The following is a 19,560-nucleotide window of genomic DNA, read 5'->3' on the forward strand; positions in this document are numbered from 1 at the left end:
ACATACAGGTGGCGTCTTCCGAGGTTAACGTGGACGTTAACGTTATAAGAGATTATGATTATCTTATTCGATAGATAAACCATTCTGAAGGGAGCGTTTAAGTGCATACATTTAAAATTGACGATGTGGCCAAGGAGAGCGGATTGACCAAACGAACGATACGTTACTATGAGGAAATTGGGTTGCTGTTTCCTCCCGAACGTACCGAGGGCGGCATGCGTTTATACACACGGAAACATATCGAAAGATTGAATCAAATCGTGAATGCCCGGGATGTTCTTGGATTTTCGCTAATGGAAATTCAGGATTTCGTAGCCATTCGCGAGAAAATGGACGAACAGAAGCAAGTCTATTGGAAAACCGAGGAAGCGGAAGAGAAGTTGCAACAGTTGCGAGAAATGAAGGTCATGGTCGACCAGCAACTGGAGATGGTGGATCAGAAGCTCAACAAAATGATCGAATTTCGCAAGGAAATCGAGCACATTCAGAAACGCATCAACGATGGTATTACTAAAATGTCAACGTAAAAGGAGTCTTCTGGAAAAGGTTTTTTAACAATAAAGAAGGCAACCCGTTGGTCGCCTTCTTTATTTCTACTTTTTGCTTAACATTTATCGAAGCTTGGACACCATCTTATAACTCCCCGGCTCCGCTCGAAAGCCAATCAGATCGCGGTTAATGCGCAGCATAGGGCCGTTCATGGAATCATTGTGCGTTTTCAAATAGGGAACACCGCATGCGCGAGCCGTTTGGATGCCAAGCATCTTTAAGGCGAGCGCAATACGGCGGCCTCTATATTCGGGAAGCACACCGGTGTATTCATGATACATCGCCCGTGTTTGATCGTTCTGTTGCAGTGTGACAACGCCAATGTAGCGGTCGCCATCCTTGGCGATATGAATCCATTCGGGGCGCACGCCGTTTTGTTCGATGCTCCATTTCTTCCATTCTTCGAACCAAGGAAAGCTGCCGGAATAGCCTGGAATATCCGGATGCGTGATTTGATACAGTTCATGCAGCTTTCTCTCGCTCGCTTCCCCCGGCTCATCTGCTAACGTAATGAATTGAATGCCTGATCGTTCTGCATCGGCTATCGATTCAACCAGATTACCCCTATCAAATGTTGCTAGATCCAGAACGGATTCGAAGGAATGGCGTGCTTTTACATGATTGCGGCGTTCTGCAAAAGCCAACGATTTCTCGTCAGTCTCCTTCATAAAGCCAATGAGTCGTGAAGCTTTGACTTCGACAGCCCATTGATGGACCGCATCGTACAAGGCATTCCCTACACCTTTCCCTCGGAATTCTGGGTGAACGACAAGGGTATAAATTAATTCGTCGGGCTCCGTCCATGGAGCGCGCCATGCAATTGCATAAGCTACCACTTGTCCATGCTCGTCTTCGGCAACCCATTTGGGGCGATCCCATCCCATCAGTTGACCTTCTTCATTGTAATGCAGCTGGCCAGGAGGGATTTTGTCTTCGTCTTCCTTCAACTGCTCGGCTGTTGTCGGTTCCGACCAGATCAGATTCAGCAGCGGGGCAACGGCTGTATAATCGTCTGGTTGTCGCATTTTTCGAATTACACAATTGGGCAAATGTCATGACCTCCACCATAGTTAAGTAATCTCTTTTATGTTATTATCCCATGCCCCGAGGTTCACTTCATGGTAAAGTCTGGATATAATGAAAGATTCTAATCATTCACATCGATTACTCTAAGAAAAGCGTGTACGCACTCATCCCTTTGAATTTATAGGGCGTGAATCCTACATGCTTCTTAAATAGTTGGCAAAAGTACGAAGAGTTACCCAAACCGACGGCTTCTCCAATATCTTGAACAGACATGTCCGTCGTGCGTAGAAGCCAGCAAGCTTGTCTGATGCGGCGAGCGGTCAAGTATTCCGTAATTGTACTGCCAATGGATTGATGAAAGGTGGCGGAAACATGGTTTGGCGTAAGGTGTACCGCTCCAGCAAGCTCTTCCAACCTGAATGGCTCCATGTAATGAGCTTCGATCCAAGCGAGCATACGCTCGGCTGTCGAGGAGCTTTTCGGAGAAAGCTTAGGCGTGGAGTCGGCCCGAGGAGAGAGCACTTTCTCGGTATCAGTACGCAGTTGATGCAGAAATGCGGTGAGGAAAAGCAACTGCTCCTCCAGCAGCCGCTCTGGGCCTTGTTTCCTTACGTCTTCCATGCTAGGCGCATATCGGCGTAATAATGCCTCGAGCTCAGGAAGGTTCTCGCTTCGAAACGATTGCGGCATGAGCGGGTCCTTCCATAGTTTTCTTAGAAACTCGTAAAGCGAGGGAAAGACTGTAAGTGCAGCTTCGAGCACAGATGGTTCTAATACGAAGAGGGAGCGAACATAGCTGTCTTCGGGTAGGTTATGTATTCGAATGCGATGAAGTTGAAAAGGGCGGAAGCAGAAAATTGAGCCTGGTGTCAGCTCCACAATTTGTTGTTCTATTACGACAATCCCAGTGCCTTCATGTACGACGAGCAGCTCCATGCCTTGGTGGGCATGAAATACTTCCTCGAACGCGTGTGTTCTATCTTTGAAAAAAGATAATTGCACGGGGTGAACATTTAAGTTCAAGTAATTCATCAGCTTCATAGGTAATCTCCTCATCGTAATATAACAACATTTTATCATAAGAGGGCTAAACTTTTTTGGCCTTTTTTTTGATAGGATGGAGACAAGTGAATGAGCAACTAGGAGGAGACTCGTAACATAATGAAACAACGTTTAATTGAGTAATGGGAGCACTATCGCGGATTGGTATCGGACCAAATTGGTGATCAATAACCCGTATCCGATGGGAAGGAAATTGCTTCACTTTGAAGGCGAGTAAACCAAATAGGGAGGCTTACAGGATGAGTGAACTTATCGATAAAGCAGCGTGGAAAAACGCACAGAAGCTTGAGGACATTTTGCCGGATGTGTGGAGCGAACTGCAAGTGAAGGTCGATCGGATGATCGAGCAGCTCGGACAGAAATCCCCTCATGTTGCTAAAGAAGACGGCATTTATGACGATATGCGGATTGATTGGTGGACTTCAGGCTTTTGGCCGGGCATTCTGTGGATCCTGCATGACATGACAGGCAGAGAGCATTACAAGGAAGCCGCCTGGCAGTGGGATGAGAAGTTTGAACTGGCAAGCATTCGAGACAACAATTTCCATCATGATGTCGGCTTTCAGTATTTGCCGACAGCCGTGATTAAGCATAAGCTGACAGGCGATTCAGATGGGTTGCGTCGCGGGCTTCAAGCGGCTAATTTCCTGGCCGGACGATTCAATATTGCAGGTAATTTCCTGCGCGCGTGGAACCAAGATAAGCTAGGTTGGGCCATCGTCGATTCGACAATGAATGTGTCCATCTTGTTCTGGGCGGCGGAGACGACTGGCGACCCGCGATTTGAGCATATTGGCATAGCGCATGCGAATACGGTTGTCCAGAAGTTCATCCGTGCGGACGGCTCGGTGAACCATATCTTGAGCTTCGATCCGTGGACGGGCGAACTGATCGAATCGCTAGGCGGTCAAGGTGCTGGACCGCAATCGGCTTGGAGCCGAGGAGCGGCATGGGCGCTGCATGGTTTGGCGAACGTGTACCGTTACACGGGAGACGTTCAGTATTTGCAGGCAGCTCAGCGCGTGGCGAACTACTTCCTGGCGTGTTTGCCAGAGGACTACGTAGCCCATTGGGACTTCCGTGCGGATGAGGCGTTGGATAACGAGCCGAGAGACACATCTGCTGCGGCATGTGCTGCCTCAGGGTTAATCGAACTCTCGGCTTCCCTGCCTGGCGAAGAAGGCGCCATGTATCGTCGCGCGGCAGAGCGGATGTTGTTGTCATTGACACAGCATTACGGCACTTGGGATCAGCCAGAGCATCAAGCTATTCTTTTGGAAGGAACCGGGAACAAACCAGCTGGGCAGAACGTGAATGTATCGCTCATTTATGGCGATTACTATTATGTTGAGGCGCTAGCTAAGCTGCTAGGCTGGAAGCAACGGATATTTTAACATATAAAAATTTATTTTTACGTAGTCTGACGAAGGGACACCACTTTCTTTTCAAAAAAGGGAAAGGCGGTGTTTCTTTGTGCTTATCGTGTATAATTAATTGAAACCAATTCCATTCGAACACGGGGGACTCGGTGTGAAATTGCAAAAAATAAGCGATCGACAGCAACTTGGCTGGCATCGAACGATTAAGTGTCGATATGGCGTTAAGCAAACGCCTTGCGGGCTTCATCCCGGTCACGAAGTTAGTTTCTTTATAGAAAGAGGGCTGTCCTCCAAGTAGAACATTCTACTTAGAGGACAGCCCTCTTGTTTTACAGTAGCAAAATCTCTCTTACAAAGGATAACAAATGATTGTGTTATACATCGTTTTCTCATCTGCGATGTTTTCATAAACATGGGGCTGATCAGCGGAAAAGTGAATGGCATCTCCGGCCTTCAACTCGTAGGTTTCATCTTGAATGCGGAGTCGAAGCGCACCGCTAATCATCAAAATATATTCCTCGACGCCTTCGTAATGGGCTTCCGAAGCATGGGTACAGCCGACTTCAATTTCAACGGTGTAGATTTCAAATTGCTTTTTCTGCTCAAAGGGGACGATAGGAAAAGCCCGATAATTCCCATCTTCTTCTAAGAACGGTTCAATTTCATCGAGGTGGATGTGGGTCACCTTAGGGACATTGTCCTCGATTAGCGAAGTAAATGAAATGTGAAGTCCGTTCACAATTTTCCATAAAATTGAAATGGTGGGGTTCGAATCTCCACGCTCAATTTGCCCAAGCATCGCCTTGCTGACCCCTGTTAATTCTGCAACCTGATCCAGGCTAAGTGACCTTGCTTTACGAATATTTTGAAGGTTTTTCCCGATTTTTTTGTGAATTTGCTCCTGATCCATTGATTTCTCCTCTTCCTACAAGTACCTCAATTATAAACCAAATTTAGCATAGCTGCGAAATCTTTTCAAATTCATATGTACAATATCTCGTCCATATGTATAATATATTGTATATACAAGATAACGCACAAAAAGTTAATATAGTAAACATTCTATCAGAAAAGGGGGCGTGCAAACATGAGAGAGTCGATGATCGGTCTTGTAAAAGAGGTACGTGGACCTGGTGCGGTTTTACGGGAAGTACCGATTCCACAGTGTGGACCTAATGAAGTGCTGGTAAAGATAAAAGCAACCTCCATCTGCGGGACGGATGTCCATATCTACAAATGGGATGATTGGGCGGAAAGCACAGTGGTTACACCGAATGTATTTGGTCATGAATTCGCAGGTGTAGTGGAAGAGGTTGGCAGCCAAGTGACTAATGTGAATATAGGAGATCACGTATCCGCAGAAGGGCATATCGTTTGCGGTGTTTGTAAGGCATGCCGAACAGGCAACGCGCATGTCTGCCCGAATACGGTTAGCTTCGGTATAACTGCACCAGGCTGTTTTACGGAATATGCGGTCGTAAAGGCGTCGAATGTCATTCACAACAGGCCGGATATGCCGTTTGAGCTCGCTTGTCTGCAGGATCCACTTGGAAATGCGGTGCAAACCGTTTTGTCAGGCGAAATCGTTGGGAGATCGGTCGTAGTCATCGGTACCGGGCCCATCGGATTGATGGCTGTTGCTGTTGCCAAAGCGAGTGGCGCAGGGGTCGTGATGGCAGTTGACATTAATCCGTATCGCTTGTCACTTGCAAAGCAAATGGGCGCAGACTATATCATCAATAGCCGAGAGGAATCCATGGTCGATGCGATCCTTGCCTACACCGGAGGTGAGGGGGCCGAAGTCGTCTTAGAGATGTCAGGATATCCCGAAGCGATTCGCGGGGGTTTTGAGGCAGCGGCTTCTGCGGCTCGTGTATCCTTGCTAGGCATTCCTACGCAAGAGGTGCCCCTTGATTTATCGCGCCATATCATTTTCAAAGGCTTGCGTGTTGAAGGAATTACTGGGCGGCGCATGTATCAAACCTGGTATCAACTGAAAGGTTTACTTGATCAGAATCGAATCGATTTGAAACCGCTCATTACCCACACTTTCTCGCTGAAGGATTATGAAAAAGCCTTTGATTTGATGATATCGGGGCAATGCGGCAAAATCGTTTTTTTACATGACACGGAAGTGAAATTACCTTCAATTAAGGAGTGTGCGATTCATGGCTAATTGGAACACATTAGTGGAAGAATTGGAGCAATTGCAAAAGGAGGGGCGCTACCGTCCTCTGACAGTATGGGAAAGCGGATCAGGTGCATGGATGACGTTGAAGGGGCGCTCCGTACTGCAAATGTCGTCTAACAATTATTTGGGACTCACGGATCATCCTGGCATGAAGGAAGCGGCTATTCGTGCTGTGGAGAAATATGGTGTGGGAAGCGGATCCGTACGCACGATCACAGGGACGCTTGATATTCATGATCAACTTGAACTGGAGCTTGCCAAATTCAAGGGAACGGAAGCAGCGCTCGTCTTTCAATCAGGTTTCACGGCGAACCAAGGCGTTCTAGCTTCGCTGCTTGGACCTGATGATGTTGTGATCAGTGACGAGTTAAATCACGCCAGTATCATTGACGGTATTCGATTGACGAAAGCGCAGCGGAAAGTTTTTGCGCATAAAGATATGGATCAGTTGGAAGAAGCATTAAAAGCGAGCGCCGGATTTCAGAAGCGCATTGTTGTCACAGATGGCGTTTTTAGCATGGATGGCGACATCGCAACGCTGCCGACCATTGTGGAGCTCGCTGAGAAGTACGATGCGTTTGTCTACGTAGATGATGCTCATGCGAGCGGTGTACTCGGCAAGAATGGGAAGGGATCGACGGACCATTTCGGTCTGCACGGTCGGGTACACATCCAGATCGGAACACTTTCGAAAGCGGTCGGCGCTGTTGGGGGCTACGTGGCTTGTGATCAAGTGGTCAAAGATTACCTGATCCACAAAGCGCGTCCTTTCTTGTTCAGTACCTCACAGACGCCAGCGGTAGCGGCTACTTGCCTAGCGGCCATCCAGGTGCTGCAGCAAAGCCGAGACCTCATCAATAAGCTCTGGGAAAATGCAACTTACTTCCGCTCGAAGGTGCAAGCGCTTGGCTTTAACACAGGTGCGAGTGAGACGCCAATCATACCTGTTATCGTGGGGAATCCTGCGAAGACGATGCAGTTTTCCGATTTGCTTTTGCAAGAAGGAGTCTATGCTCAAGGGATTGTCTATCCGACAGTGGCGATGGACAAAGGTCGCGTACGATTTATTGTCACGGCTCAGCATACACAAGAAGATCTTGATTTTGCGCTAAACGCGTTACAAAAGGCTGGAAAACAGCTCGACCTATTGAAGTGAAAAAGTGATTCGCACGAAGCAATATAATTGTCAGAAAATTCTTGACCCACGCTGGAAAGCATATTACGAAAAGTGTGGAAAACGTTTGGAGCCAAACGTTTATCTAGATAGCATCTTAAGGAGCAACTTCAAACTGTGACAACTCTAAAAGATATTGCCAAACGTGTTGGTGTTTCCGTTTCCACGATTTCACGTGTCGTCAATAATGATACCAGCAGACAAATTAATCTAGAGACGAAGCAAAAGATATGGCAGGTTGTCGAGGAATTGGGGTATAAACCCAATGAGTCCGCACGCCGTCTTGTTCAAAATAAAAGTGATGGAGTCAAAGCTTCTATGCAGGTTGGCTGCATAGTAGTGAAACCACAGCTACGGCAAGAGCATCCGTATTTCTCACCAATTTTGTCGGGTGTGAGTAATCAACTGCAAGATTTAGGTTATCAGTTGGCGTATATTCATTCTTTAATGGAAATGCGGAGCATGCCTTTACTGCACAAAGCGGTTCAGGAGACGCAACTGGACGGGATGATTCTCATTATTCCGACCGTGGATTATGACCGTCTAGCTGCCGTGAAGTCCGTTGTTGATCATCTCATTGGCCAAGGGCATCGGAAGATCGGTTTTATCGGCGGCGACACGGGACAGGAGGGCATGCTGGAAGAGCAGCGATACATAGGCTTCAAATACGCGATGCAACGAGCAGGTCTGACCATACAACCAGAGTGGGTGATTGAGACCGACTGGCGGGTTGAGAGAAGCTATAGCGGCATGCAAGCGTTACTGGAAAATCTGACGACTAAACTGCCTACAGCCATGGTTGCTGCAAGTGATATGCTGGCCATTGCTGCGATGAGAGCTGTTTCCGAGAAGGGACTGCGTATTCCTGAAGATATCGCTTTTACGGGAATTGATAACATTAAAATTTCGGCATACACAAGTCCACCCTTGTCTACCATTCATGTTCCGAAGTACGAGATTGGCACAACGAGCACCAAATTATTAGTTCAATATATGAAGTCACCGACTGATTTACCTCAAAAAATACAGATGCCATTTCAACTAATGATTCGCCAATCATCCGTCATAGCAGAATAAATAGAAGGAAACAAATAATTATTTGCGGATAAACAGTAAATAATTATTTTTTTTGGATCATTGGAAAACGTTATCCAACATTGCCCCAAATTAGATTTATTACGAAGGGAGGTCAACCAAGAATAGACATTCATTAATAATTAACTATATTTATGCAGCCTCTAGTGATATCATATTGTCGAAATCTTAAACAATAATCAACTCATATGAATTGAGGCTGAGTATGGAAGTACGACACTATGACAAAAAATCCCCATCCCCAAGTAAACTTAGCGCACTCATTGAAGTGCTGCTCGTCTCATCCAAGCTAGGGTTGACTTCTTTTGGCGGACCCGTTGCCCATTTAGGTTATTTCTATAATGAATACGTTCGTAAGCGTCAATGGATTGACGAGAAGAGCTACTCAGAGCTGGTTGCGCTCTCTCAGTTTCTTCCGGGTCCAGCCAGCAGTCAAGTGGGGATTGGCATAGGTGTTGTCAGAGCCGGCTTGCTTGGAGGCTTGGTCGCTTGGCTTGGCTTTACACTTCCTTCCGTGATTGCTCTGGTTGCGTTCGCCTTTCTCTTAAAGGGAATGGACATAAGCCATACGGGTTGGATTCATGGACTGAAAATCGTGGCTGTGGCCATTGTAGCTCAAGCCGTAATAGGCATGGGTCAGAAGCTCACACCTGACAAGAAACGTGCTACCTTAGCTGTACTTGTTGCTTCGGTGACACTTTTATTGCAGACCGCGTTCAGCCAAGTAGTGCTGATTCTCGTATCAGGGATTGTCGGAATGTGGATGTACCGGCAAGCGAAAGTTCCCGATGTTGCACAGATAGTTATACCGATTAGTCGTAAGGTGGCTATGGGTTGTCTTATCCTATTTTTCGGATTATTAATGACATTGCCGCTTGTAAGCTCAGCAGTAGGTACAACAGGCATAGCGCTTTTTGATAGCTTCTATCGATCGGGTTCCCTCGTATTTGGCGGAGGACATGTCGTGTTACCGCTCCTTGAAAAAGCAGTGGTGCCTACGGGATGGATCAGTAGAGAAGATTTCCTTGCAGGTTACGGCGCTACGCAGGCAGTTCCTGGACCCTTATTCACGTTTGCCTCCTACCTTGGTGCCATGGTAAGTGGCCTATCTGGGGCTATTATTGCGACAATTGCAATTTTTCTACCGGCCTTTTTACTCATCGTAGGGACGCTGCCATTCTGGACTCTCATGCGTAGTAATTCCCATTTACAAAGTGCGTTAGTAGGAATGAATACGGCAGTCGTTGGCTTACTATTGGCGGCACTGTACAATCCTTTATGGACAACAGCGATCATGAGGCCAGCTGATTTTGTTCTTGTATCGCTACTGTTTACGATGCTTTTCTTTTGGAAATTACCACCGTGGACCGTTGTTCTTGCAGGCATTTTCGGCGGCATCGTTACGGGATATGTGTAGTCTTCTAAATTTTGAATATGTGCGTTACTCTTCCCAAAATCCCCACTGCGCTTCTTACAGGGGGATTTTTGTTTGCTGATTCACCTTGGAAGCGACTTACTTATTGCTTTGAAAGTTAACCCCATGTTTTTTGGCAAGTACATAGTACCCAAACACCGAAGTAACAGCGATTAGATAAGATACACAAGTCCATCCGATCGTCCAACCGTGTCCATATTCAACTTTACCAGTTAAGTAGGCGATATATTCAAGACATGTTAATAGGATAGAAATCGATACAAGGATAAAGAGTGGATTCTTTTTCTTAACATCAATCCAATAGATGCTTAAACTGGCAGACAAGGGATAAAGTCCAATGTCAAAAGGGAGCGCAGAAATCGTTTCATCATCCTCGATTAACGGTGTAAAATCCCAAAAATCTACATGATAGCCAATGGCGTTAATCAGAGATGAAAAGATGGCTGAAACGGGAAAGATCAGAATGACAGTTGTTGGTGTCTTTTTATACAAAGAAACAATAAATATCGAAGGAACAATAAAACCTACGATGATATTGATTAGTATACAGACCACTCCTCATGATAGTAGTTACTATCAAGTATGACCCGAGGTTCTTGCCTTATATACACCTTGAGCTTTACCGAGAAGTATCCTGTATGACGGATATCGTATGTTCACCGCCTACATAAATGCGATTCGTACGCGGGTTCAGCAGCAATGCGCCGGATCCTTTGGCAACTTGAAGCTTTGTGAGCAGCTTCAAACTGCTGCCAAGATACACGTTAAGCGGAGCAGTCCCAGACTCACGTGATTCCGAGATGAACAGGTGGTTCGTTCTCGGATTAATAAGGACATCAGTAAAAGTAGGCACCGTTAAAGTGCGGATAACTTTGTTAGAACTGCCATTAATGACGAACAGTTTTCCCTTTGTGGAAACTTGCGCGCTTGAAACATAGATTCGATTCGTGACGGGGTTAAGTGTGATATCTCTTTGCCGTCTGCCGAGCTGGATGCTGCGCACTTTCATCGTCTGGAGGTCGAGAACGGAACAATAACGGCTTAGATTATTTGGAACATAGAGACGGCTGCCTCTCCTATTTAAGATAGGCGTTATGACAGGGTTTCTTCCTACTTTTACTGCAGTAAGAATTGTATTCGTAGCCCCATTAATGATAGACACAGTATCCGTGGACGTATTCGTTACATAAATGCGATTGGTCAATCCATTAACGACAATTTGAGACGGTCGCCCGGTAAATGGGATTTTACTTAGTACTTTATTTGTCCTTCCATCCAGGACAACGAGATTACCATTCCTCGAAGATAAGGAGATCGAGGAAACATAGATTCGGTTCGTACGCGTATTGACTGCGATATTGTCACAGCGTTCTCCTACTTTGATTGTGGAGATGACTCGGTTCGTACGCCCATTAACAACGGAAACAGTTCCATCAAAGAAATTGACTACATAAATGCGGTTGGTGTGTGTATTGACAGCCATATCAGACGGTAATTGGCCTATTTTTATAGTGGTAATAATTTTGTTTGTTGTTGTGTCCAGAATACCTAGACCGTTTTCACCTTGAATAAAGTATACCCGGTTCGTTATCGGATTGATGGCAAAGTTTGTAGCTGGTAGGCTGGTAGGAATAGTTGCAATTAGGCGTGGTAAGGCTTGAGAAACGCACGCTTTGGAAACGCGTAATGCTTGACGGATAATCATGCTTGAGCCCCTTCCAGAAGACATGTGGTTCTTAAATAATATTCACTACCACGCGGGGAGGGAACTCATTACTTGTATAGCAAGGCTAGGCACAACTTTCACCGTGCTTGCGTGTCAAAAAAGCATGAACTCAATCAGGCACGAACGTTATAGGAGGCGTAGAAATGGAACAACAGCATACGGAATTAGAGTTAATATGGGACGGTAAGGCTAATCTTGGGGAAGGCCCTGTGTGGGATCACCGTACAGGTCAAATTATTTGGGTTGATATTGTAGGCCAATCGATACATATGCTTACACCTGCTAACGGAACCCATCGGACTATTCAACTAGATCAAAAGGTCGGAGCGGCTGTGCCAAGAAATCAAGGTGGGATGATGCTAGCGACGGAGCATGGGTTTCACCTTCTTGATTTGAAATCAGAGACGTTAACCCAAGTGGCTGATCCGGAGCCTCATTTGCCCAACAATCGGTTTAATGATGGTAAATGCGATAGCGCGGGCAGGTTCTGGGCGGGGACAATGGCACAAAATGAGTCGGTTGCAACCGGTTCCCTTTATTGTCTAGATGTCGACGGTACAGTTCGAACCCTCGAGGATCGCTGCATTACGGTATCCAATGGGTTAGGCTGGAGCCCCAATAACAAGACGATGTACTACATCGATTCCCCGACGAAGAAAGTCGTAGCCTATAATTACGATGTTGAAACAGGGTTGATCTCGGATCCTCGAACTGTGATAACGATACCGGAGGGCGAGGGTTTTCCAGATGGGATGGCTGTGGATAGCGAAGGAATGTTATGGATTGCGCAGTGGGGGGGATGGCAAGTCAGTTGTTGGAACCCAATGACGGGTGAAAAGCGAGGTTCCATTCCTGTCCCTGTAGAGCGAACAAGTTCTTGTGCTTTTGGTGGAGAGAACATGGACGAATTGTATATTACTACGGCTAGCGTATATGTAAGTGAGGAGGAACACGTAAAGCAACCCCATGCGGGGGGACTTTTCCGAATAAAGTTAAACGTGAAAGGGCTGCAAGCGAACTTTTATGGGGGTTAAATGGAAGTGAACTGAAGGCTATCCATATTCACGGCGAATACTGCTTCCGAAACCGCAGTGGTGATATGTTCGCAGACGCTTTGAAACAATTTGAAAAGTAAGGGGCATTTAGAAATCCGACATGCTCCGCGATTCGCGCAATGGACCATTCCGTCTTAATTAAAAGCAGCTTAGCTTGCTCAATCCGATATTCATGTAGGTATGCCATCGGTGTGCAGTCATAGGTCTCTTTCATGCACCTGACCATATAATTGGGATGGAAATGAAACTCCTCGGCGAGAGAACTATTCGTTACATCGGATTGGTAATGCTGGCGCAAATAGGCTTCAATCTTTTCGGCAAGCTTCAAAGCAGGAGAGGCATCGGTGCGGGCTTGTCCAGCTTCAAGCAGTCGCAGCAGCTCCATGAACAGCTGTTGTTCACTCCAATAGGTCGCCGAACGCTGGTGAGTGGAATCAGCCAAAAGCTTACGGAGATGCCGCTCCGCTATCGCAAACTCGGGTGGCGAACCATATTGCGGGATTCGAATCGAATATGGATTTTCCCATGAGTTCCGCACCTGCGGATAGACGGGGTTCGCTCCTTGATCGGTCAATAGACACCAGTTTCCTGTGAAGTTAAAATGAATCCAATAGAAAATCGTTTCCGTATCGCATGCTTTGACCGGATAATGAAAGCGGTCTGGTAACAAGAGCAGCGTTTGTCCAGCCGTTACCTCCCACTGCATGTCATCCTCACCGATGTATAAGGTCCCTTTGATAACCCAGAGAAGATCGAAGAGCCCAAGACTCCGTCTTGCAGGGTGCTGTTCGCCAGGACTGTAGGTGGAAAAGCCGATGGTGAAGTAATAGGGCAGCGGTGGGAGCTCCATTGAAATCAAACCCAGTTCATTCACGCAAGCAGCCTCCTTTATTTAGTGTTAAATTTTATAAAAAACAAGTTTGATTTATTCGTATTTCTTCTTTATTTTCAAGGATAAACTGAAATGGAATGATAATCAAATGTTATATAAATTAAACGGTATTTGAGGAGGAACTACATATGGTAAATTCGACTATCACGCAGTCTAAAAGCAACAAGGTTCGTATTCAGGACAAATTTTGGGATCCATTTATGGAACTCGTTCGAGGGTCGGTTATTCCTTATCAATGGGATGCGCTGAACGACGCGATTCCGGATGCAGAGCCCAGCTATGCGATTCGCAATTTCCGTATTGCCGCAGGTGTCGAAGAAGGCGAATTTGGCGGGTTTATGTTTCAGGACAGTGACTTAGCCAAATGGCTTGAAGCAGTAGGCTACTCGCTAGCCAATACACCCGATCCTCAATTGGAGCAAACGGCGGATGATGTGATCGAGTTAATTGCCAAGGCCCAGCATGAGAACGGTTATTTGAATACCTATTTTACAATTAAGAAACCTGGGGAAGCTTGGACGAATCTGTATGAAGCGCACGAGTTGTATTGTGCCGGGCACATGATGGAGGCGGCTGTTGCTTATTACGAAGCGACGGGCAAAAGAAAGCTGCTAGATATCATGTGCAAATTCGCTGACCATATCGAAACTATTTTTGGACATGAACCAGATCAATTGCGTGGCTATGACGGTCATCAGGAGATCGAGCTTGCACTCGTTAAGCTGTCTCATACGACCGGGGAAGACCGGTATTTGAAGCTGGCCCAATTTTTCATTGATGAGCGCGGCGCAGAGCCGAACTTTCTGATTGAAGAATGTAAGCAGAGAGAGGGCTATAGCTATTGGACGACAAAGAAGGAGCCAATTCCAACTGTCGAGCAATTGGCTTACAACCAGGCACATAAGCCGGTTCGTGATCAAGATGTCGCCGTCGGGCACTCCGTGCGTGCCGTTTATATGTACACAGCCATGGCTGATCTTGCAAGACTGAATGGTGATCAAGGGCTGCTTGCAGCATGTCGTCGTCTGTGGAATAACATGACGCACAAGCAGATGTACATCACGGGAGGCATCGGTTCCACGCATCATGGTGAAGCGTTCACCTTCGACTACGATCTGCCGAATGATACGGTGTACGCGGAGACGTGCGCTTCCATCGGCCTCATCTTCTTTGCGCAGCGGATGTTACAGCTAGAAGCGAAGAGCGACTACGCTGATGTGATGGAACGAGCGCTTTACAACAATGTCATCGGCAGCATGTCACAGGACGGCAAGCATTATTTCTACGTGAACCCACTGGAAGTTTGGCCGAAGGCGTCTACTGAGAATCCTGGTCGTCACCATGTGAAAGCGGTACGGCAGAAGTGGTTCGGCTGCTCTTGCTGTCCGCCCAATGTTGCACGTCTACTAAGTTCATTGAACAGTTATATCTATACCGTTTCTCCGGAAGAAAATACGGTCTATACGCATCTGTTCATTGGAAGCGAAGCGCGCTTTGAGCTTGCCGTTGGTGAAGTTGCATTTACACAACAATCCAATCTTCCATGGGAAGGTTATGTCCGGTTAGAGCTGACGACTGCTCCAACAGCAGCTTTTACGTTGGCGCTGCGTATTCCTTCATGGAGCTTTGGCCAAGCAATCCTGAAAATCAATACTGTAGTTACCGTGTACGAAACAGTGAATGGCTATGCATCGGTTAGCCGGCAATGGGAGCAGGGAGACGTCGTGGAGTGGGAACTCACATTGGAAGCTCAGTTAACTGCAGCGCATCCTGAGATTCGGGCTAACGCGGGTAAAGTAGCTATTGAACGCGGACCGCTTGTTTATTGTTTGGAAGCAGGGGACAATGGTACGCCGCTTGCCTCGACAGCGCTCGATTGCGGGAAGGGGCTGACGTCTCGCTTCGATTCGAAGCTGCTTGGCGGAGCCGTTGTTGTAAATGCAGAAGGGCTGGTCGATGAGTCTGCTTCCTGGGCAGCGAATACGCCATATCGTCCGCTCTCGCAGCAAAGGGCTTCCGAGCGAGTGAAGCTGAAGGCCGTACCTTATTACCTGTGGGGGAATCGTGGAGAAGGCGAGATGACAGTTTGGATTCGAAAAGCGGCGAATAAGCTGACGTAGTGGTTAAAGATGAGCCCTTCGGTACTCCGAAGGGCTTTTCTGGGCGCGGTGTGGGCTCAGTATAGCGACTGGCATCAGATATGAGAAGATTAGATGGAAAAATCTACATCTCAGTTAGCTTAGAGAAAGGCTAGTTCAAGAGGCTGTAAAAGTCATCTTCCACAATTCTTGTAAAAGACTAGGATAATGTGTGACAATAAGAATGTGAAACCATTAAACGATAGAGGATTGAGCCTTGAAGGAGGATATGCAACAGATGAAAACCATGAAGCTTGGTACCAGCACATTAGAAGTTCCGGTGATTGCGGTAGGTTGTATGCGAATAAATTCGTTGGACAAGATCGAGGCTGAGCGCTTCGTTCGTGGAGCGATGGATATTGGAGCTAATTTCTTCGACCATGCAGATATTTATGGCGGTGGAACCTGTGAGGAAATATTCGCGGATGCCATTCATATGAACGATGATATACGTGAGAAGATGATTCTACAATCCAAATGTGGCATTCGAAAGGGCATGTTCGACTTTTCCAAAGAACATATTTTGGAATCAGTAGACAACATTCTGAAACGCTTAAAAACGGATTATTTGGACATTCTGCTTTTGCACCGTCCAGATGCGCTAGTAGAACCGGAAGAGGTTGCTGAGGCTTTTGATCTTCTTGAAAGATCAGGGAAAGTTAGGCATTTCGGTGTTTCGAATCAGACTCCTTTGCAAATTCAACTGTTGAAGAAGTCGGTCAAGCAGCCGCTTGTAGCCAATCAATTACAATTAAGCATCACCAACTCGACGATGATCTCGAACGGTATGAATGTGAATATGCTGAATGATTCTGCAGTGAACCGTGACGGGAATGTGCTTGATTACTGCAGACTGAACGATATCACGATTCAGCCATGGTCGCCTTTCCAATACGGATTCTTCGAAGGCGTATTCCTTGGAAGCGAGAAGTTCCCAGCGTTGAATCAGAAGATTGATGAAATCGCGGCAAAATATGAAGTAAGTAATACGACAATAGCCATTGCCTGGATTTTACGTCATCCTGCACGGATGCAACCGGTAACAGGTACAATGAATTTAGATCGTTTAAAAGATTGTGCTAAAGCAAGTGATGTTTATCTGACACGTCAGGAATGGTACGAGATTTATTGTGCTGCCGGCAATGTACTTCCATAAATGTTAATTCTGTAAGACCGCTAATGACCTGTAGTTTCAGGTGGTTGGCGGTCTTTTTATTAACTATGAACTAGTCCTTCCACTTCGTTGAGGGAGGTAAAGGCACCGTTTCCGTTGGAGGGAAAACGTATCCTGTTAAGAAAGGTGATTTGATTTATTTTCCACCTGAAGTTGAGTACTCCTCCTGGTGTCATTCACCAATCTGGTTCCGAAGGCATGTTGTGGCTTTGCCGCTCTTACTCCGCTGCAGCCCACAAGAAGTACGCACGGGCGTTCGTGTATGCGTCACAATCGATGTGGTGCTACAAGAAAGGCTTGCAAGCTATGCGCGAGTCCGAACACGGCAAATGGGCGAATTTCTATCGTGCCGATTGGCTGACGAATATTTCAAGCACAGTAAATAATGTCGATACGCTGCGGCGATTCCTGCGGATGCAGGGGGATAGTCCGGACTTCTTCCACTGGTACAAAGCGTATTTGATGCCAGAAACAGAGAAATATATTTATTTGGAAAATACGCATCGGAATCCACTTTCGGATGATGAGCTTGCTATGAAATTGAAGCATTTTTTTGATCGGTAATTCGCAATAAATATAAAAGAATTGAATCCCGCCATGCAATGGTTGGGGTTTATTTTTTTGAAATGATGAAGAACGTGGATTACTCTAGTAGTCATAGAAGTTATATCCTTGAAGTAAGGTTAAATAGTAAAGGAAAGGAGCGGGGAAAACATGCTAATATCCGATTCGAACGTGTCCTCGGAAGAGACGAAAATGCGTTGGCATTTAGGCGAACAATCCGGAATTGTCTGGGATATTCACATCGATGACCTTGCGCATCAGGATCATGTAGAAATGAGCGGCAAGGAGATTTCCCTCATCGTGACGTATGGCTTAGATGCGGATGGCAGCATTATTCTAAAACGCAAAGTAATATGGCCAGGTCTACGCACAATCCCGAATGATACGCATGCTAGCTTAATTGAGCTCTTCGGACATGAGCTTGTGCCAAGTATTCGTGTAAATGGTCAGCCTGTCCAAGAAAAACTGTTGCGGGTCACTTTTGATGGCATATTGCAGTTGGAATCTGTATCAGATCAAGGGATTTTGGTGCGTAGAACCGTATTTCCGTCTAGAGATAAACCGGTTGCATTAGAAAACGTGCAGATTCAGAACGTGATGGAAGATGCCGTTCAGATTGAGATCGAGCGGATCACGCGTAATCATTTTCGCAGAGGTACGAAAGGAATTTATGCGGTAGAAGCGGGCCATGATGCGCCAGCATCCGTCACACTGAAAGCAGGTGAGTCATTAGCATTCATGTGTTGGATTTGTGCTTCGACTTTACAGGCGACCATATCAAGGTTGGATGTTGTATCTGAGGAAGAGAAGCGAAGGCAATTTGTGAGAGAGCTGGGTTCATCGTTGCAACTTCAATCACCAGAGCCCCACTTAAATCGGATGTTTGAGCTAGCCAAAATCCGCGCGGCGGAGAGTGTTTTTCGCACCAAGAGCGGTTTGATGCATTGTCCTGGAGGCGGATCCTATTACGCCGCTGTCTGGACCAACGATCAGGCGGAATATGCGGGGCCATTTTTTCCTTTTCTGGGAGAGAAAGACGCCATGGAGGCTTCACTAAATGCGTATCGACTTTACATGCCGTTCATGGGTCCTGACTATCGTTCCATTCCTTCTTCCATCATTGCGGAAGGGGTGGATATCTGGGAAGGCGCTGGAGATCGGGGCGATGCGGCGATGTTCGCCTATGGAGCGGCGCGGTTTGCGCTCGCGAGTGGCAGCCAGAGCATAGCCGAGGAGCTCTGGCCAGCGATCGAATGGTGTCTGGCATTTTGCAGGAGGAACCTCACCAAAGATGGCGCTATCGCTTCGGACTCGGATGAACTGGAGAATCGGTTTCCAAGTGGTGATGCCAATCTGTTCACTTCTTCACTGGCATATGGAGCGTTGATTTCCTCGGCACATTTATTGCGAGATTTAGCGAAGACGGGTACAGCTTTTTATTTAGAAGAAGAAGCCGCTACGTTACGCCAAGCGATTGAATCCCATTTCGGTGCAACCATTGAGGGGTATGAGACCTATCGCTATTACGAAGGGAACGACATTCTGCGTTCATGGATCTGCGTTCCGCTGACAATGAATATCTTGGATCGCAAGGATCAGACCATCTCTGCTTTGTTATCATCCCGATTGTGGGTAAACGGCGGACTTGTCACACAGGCGGGAGAAACCACCTACTGGGATCGTTCAACTTTGTATGCGCTTCGAGGTATTCTCTATTCGGGCGAAACCGAGCAGGGAATTAAATATCTACTTGAATATTCCCGCAATAGGCTGCTTGGCGAACACGTTCCCTACGCGGTTGAAGCTTTCCCCGAAGGTAATCAACGGCATCTTTCCGCTGAAAGTGCGCTATACGCTCGAGTGATCGTGGAAGGGTTATTTGGGATTGTCCCTACGGGTCTTCGTTCTTTTACTTGCTGTCCTCGATTGCCTGAGGGTTGGCAGACGATGGCGCTGCGATCAATCCGAGCTTTCGATGCTTGCTTCGATCTCGTCGTTTCACGATGTGACGATGGTGTAATTGTAGCATGTACGACACCCGATAAGAGAGAAATCTATCATTGGAATCAGGAAAGTCCGATTGCGATCAAGGTACGATAA

General features: G+C 46.6%; 18 protein-coding genes. 12 read left to right on the forward strand and 6 right to left on the reverse strand.

What is annotated here, in order from left to right:
• Positions 1-101 precede the first annotated feature (101 nt).
• A complete protein-coding gene (locus AC58P7_RS08710) occupies positions 102-527 on the forward strand; it encodes a MerR family transcriptional regulator (RefSeq protein WP_497341810.1) in 426 nt (141 codons plus the stop codon).
• 84 nt (positions 528-611) lie between these two features.
• On the opposite strand, the gene AC58P7_RS08715 is transcribed toward AC58P7_RS08710, so the two are convergent.
• Positions 612-1,574, reverse strand: coding sequence for a GNAT family N-acetyltransferase (locus tag AC58P7_RS08715; RefSeq protein ID WP_497341812.1), 963 nt, complete (start codon positions 1,572-1,574; stop codon positions 612-614).
• Positions 1,575-1,713: 139 nt separating this feature from the next.
• The gene (locus AC58P7_RS08720; protein WP_497341814.1) at positions 1,714-2,616 is read right to left on the reverse strand and encodes a helix-turn-helix domain-containing protein; all 903 of its coding nucleotides are present in this window, start codon (positions 2,614-2,616) and stop codon (positions 1,714-1,716) included.
• Positions 2,617-2,876: 260 nt separating this feature from the next.
• On the opposite strand from AC58P7_RS08720, the gene AC58P7_RS08725 reads away from it, so the two are divergent.
• The gene (locus AC58P7_RS08725; RefSeq protein ID WP_497341816.1) at positions 2,877-4,031 is read left to right on the forward strand and encodes a glycoside hydrolase family 88 protein; all 1,155 of its coding nucleotides are present in this window, start codon (positions 2,877-2,879) and stop codon (positions 4,029-4,031) included.
• Between the two features lie 100 nt (positions 4,032-4,131).
• Positions 4,132-4,314, forward strand: a complete 183-nt coding sequence (locus AC58P7_RS08730) for a hypothetical protein (RefSeq protein WP_497341818.1) — start codon at positions 4,132-4,134, stop codon at positions 4,312-4,314.
• Positions 4,315-4,365: 51 nt separating this feature from the next.
• Here AC58P7_RS08730 and AC58P7_RS08735 read toward each other — a convergent pair whose 3' ends face one another.
• Positions 4,366-4,926, reverse strand: a complete 561-nt coding sequence (locus tag AC58P7_RS08735) for a helix-turn-helix domain-containing protein (RefSeq protein ID WP_497246265.1) — start codon at positions 4,924-4,926, stop codon at positions 4,366-4,368.
• A gap of 177 nt (positions 4,927-5,103) precedes the next feature.
• Between AC58P7_RS08735 and tdh the strand changes: the two genes are divergently transcribed.
• The 4 genes from tdh (at position 5,104) to AC58P7_RS08755 (ending at position 9,893) form a co-directional block, all read left to right on the forward strand.
• A complete protein-coding gene (tdh, locus tag AC58P7_RS08740; protein WP_497341820.1) occupies positions 5,104-6,192 on the forward strand; it encodes an L-threonine 3-dehydrogenase in 1,089 nt (362 codons plus the stop codon).
• Entirely contained in the window at positions 6,185-7,363 is a 1,179-nt protein-coding gene (locus tag AC58P7_RS08745; protein WP_497341822.1) for a glycine C-acetyltransferase, read from the forward strand. The genes tdh and AC58P7_RS08745 overlap by 8 nt, the downstream gene beginning before the upstream one ends.
• Positions 7,364-7,498: 135 nt before the next feature.
• Positions 7,499-8,458, forward strand: coding sequence for a LacI family DNA-binding transcriptional regulator (locus AC58P7_RS08750; protein ID WP_497341824.1), 960 nt, complete (start codon positions 7,499-7,501; stop codon positions 8,456-8,458).
• Between the two features lie 223 nt (positions 8,459-8,681).
• Positions 8,682-9,893, forward strand: a complete 1,212-nt coding sequence (locus AC58P7_RS08755; protein WP_497341826.1) for a chromate transporter — start codon at positions 8,682-8,684, stop codon at positions 9,891-9,893.
• Positions 9,894-9,989: 96 nt separating this feature from the next.
• Here AC58P7_RS08755 and AC58P7_RS08760 read toward each other — a convergent pair whose 3' ends face one another.
• Positions 9,990-10,403: a CBO0543 family protein gene (locus tag AC58P7_RS08760; protein WP_497341828.1), complete on the reverse strand. Its 414-nt coding sequence runs from the start codon at positions 10,401-10,403 to the stop codon at positions 9,990-9,992.
• 127 nt (positions 10,404-10,530) lie between these two features.
• The gene (locus tag AC58P7_RS08765; protein WP_497341830.1) at positions 10,531-11,616 is read right to left on the reverse strand and encodes a YncE family protein; all 1,086 of its coding nucleotides are present in this window, start codon (positions 11,614-11,616) and stop codon (positions 10,531-10,533) included.
• Between the two features lie 164 nt (positions 11,617-11,780).
• Between AC58P7_RS08765 and AC58P7_RS08770 the strand changes: the two genes are divergently transcribed.
• The gene (locus AC58P7_RS08770; protein ID WP_497341832.1) at positions 11,781-12,671 is read left to right on the forward strand and encodes an SMP-30/gluconolactonase/LRE family protein; all 891 of its coding nucleotides are present in this window, start codon (positions 11,781-11,783) and stop codon (positions 12,669-12,671) included.
• A 28-nt stretch (positions 12,672-12,699) separates the two neighbouring features.
• Here AC58P7_RS08770 and AC58P7_RS08775 read toward each other — a convergent pair whose 3' ends face one another.
• Positions 12,700-13,566 (reverse strand): AraC family transcriptional regulator, encoded by an 867-nt coding sequence (locus AC58P7_RS08775; protein WP_497341834.1) that lies wholly within the window; start codon positions 13,564-13,566, stop codon positions 12,700-12,702.
• Positions 13,567-13,712: 146 nt separating this feature from the next.
• Here AC58P7_RS08775 and AC58P7_RS08780 point away from each other — a divergent pair, with 146 nt between their 5' ends.
• The 4 genes from AC58P7_RS08780 (at position 13,713) to AC58P7_RS08795 (ending at position 19,560) form a co-directional block, all read left to right on the forward strand.
• On the forward strand, positions 13,713-15,704 hold the full coding sequence (locus tag AC58P7_RS08780) for a glycoside hydrolase family 127 protein (RefSeq protein WP_497341836.1): 1,992 nt from the start codon (positions 13,713-13,715) through the stop codon (positions 15,702-15,704).
• 256 nt (positions 15,705-15,960) lie between these two features.
• The gene (locus tag AC58P7_RS08785) at positions 15,961-16,878 is read left to right on the forward strand and encodes an aldo/keto reductase (protein WP_497341837.1); all 918 of its coding nucleotides are present in this window, start codon (positions 15,961-15,963) and stop codon (positions 16,876-16,878) included.
• Positions 16,879-17,049: 171 nt separating this feature from the next.
• Positions 17,050-17,460, forward strand: a complete 411-nt coding sequence (locus AC58P7_RS08790; RefSeq protein WP_497341839.1) for a hypothetical protein — start codon at positions 17,050-17,052, stop codon at positions 17,458-17,460.
• A 150-nt stretch (positions 17,461-17,610) separates the two neighbouring features.
• Positions 17,611-19,560 (forward strand): glucosidase family protein, encoded by a 1,950-nt coding sequence (locus AC58P7_RS08795; protein WP_497341841.1) that lies wholly within the window; start codon positions 17,611-17,613, stop codon positions 19,558-19,560.

Source organism: Paenibacillus sp. J22FR5, from assembly GCF_059691975.1.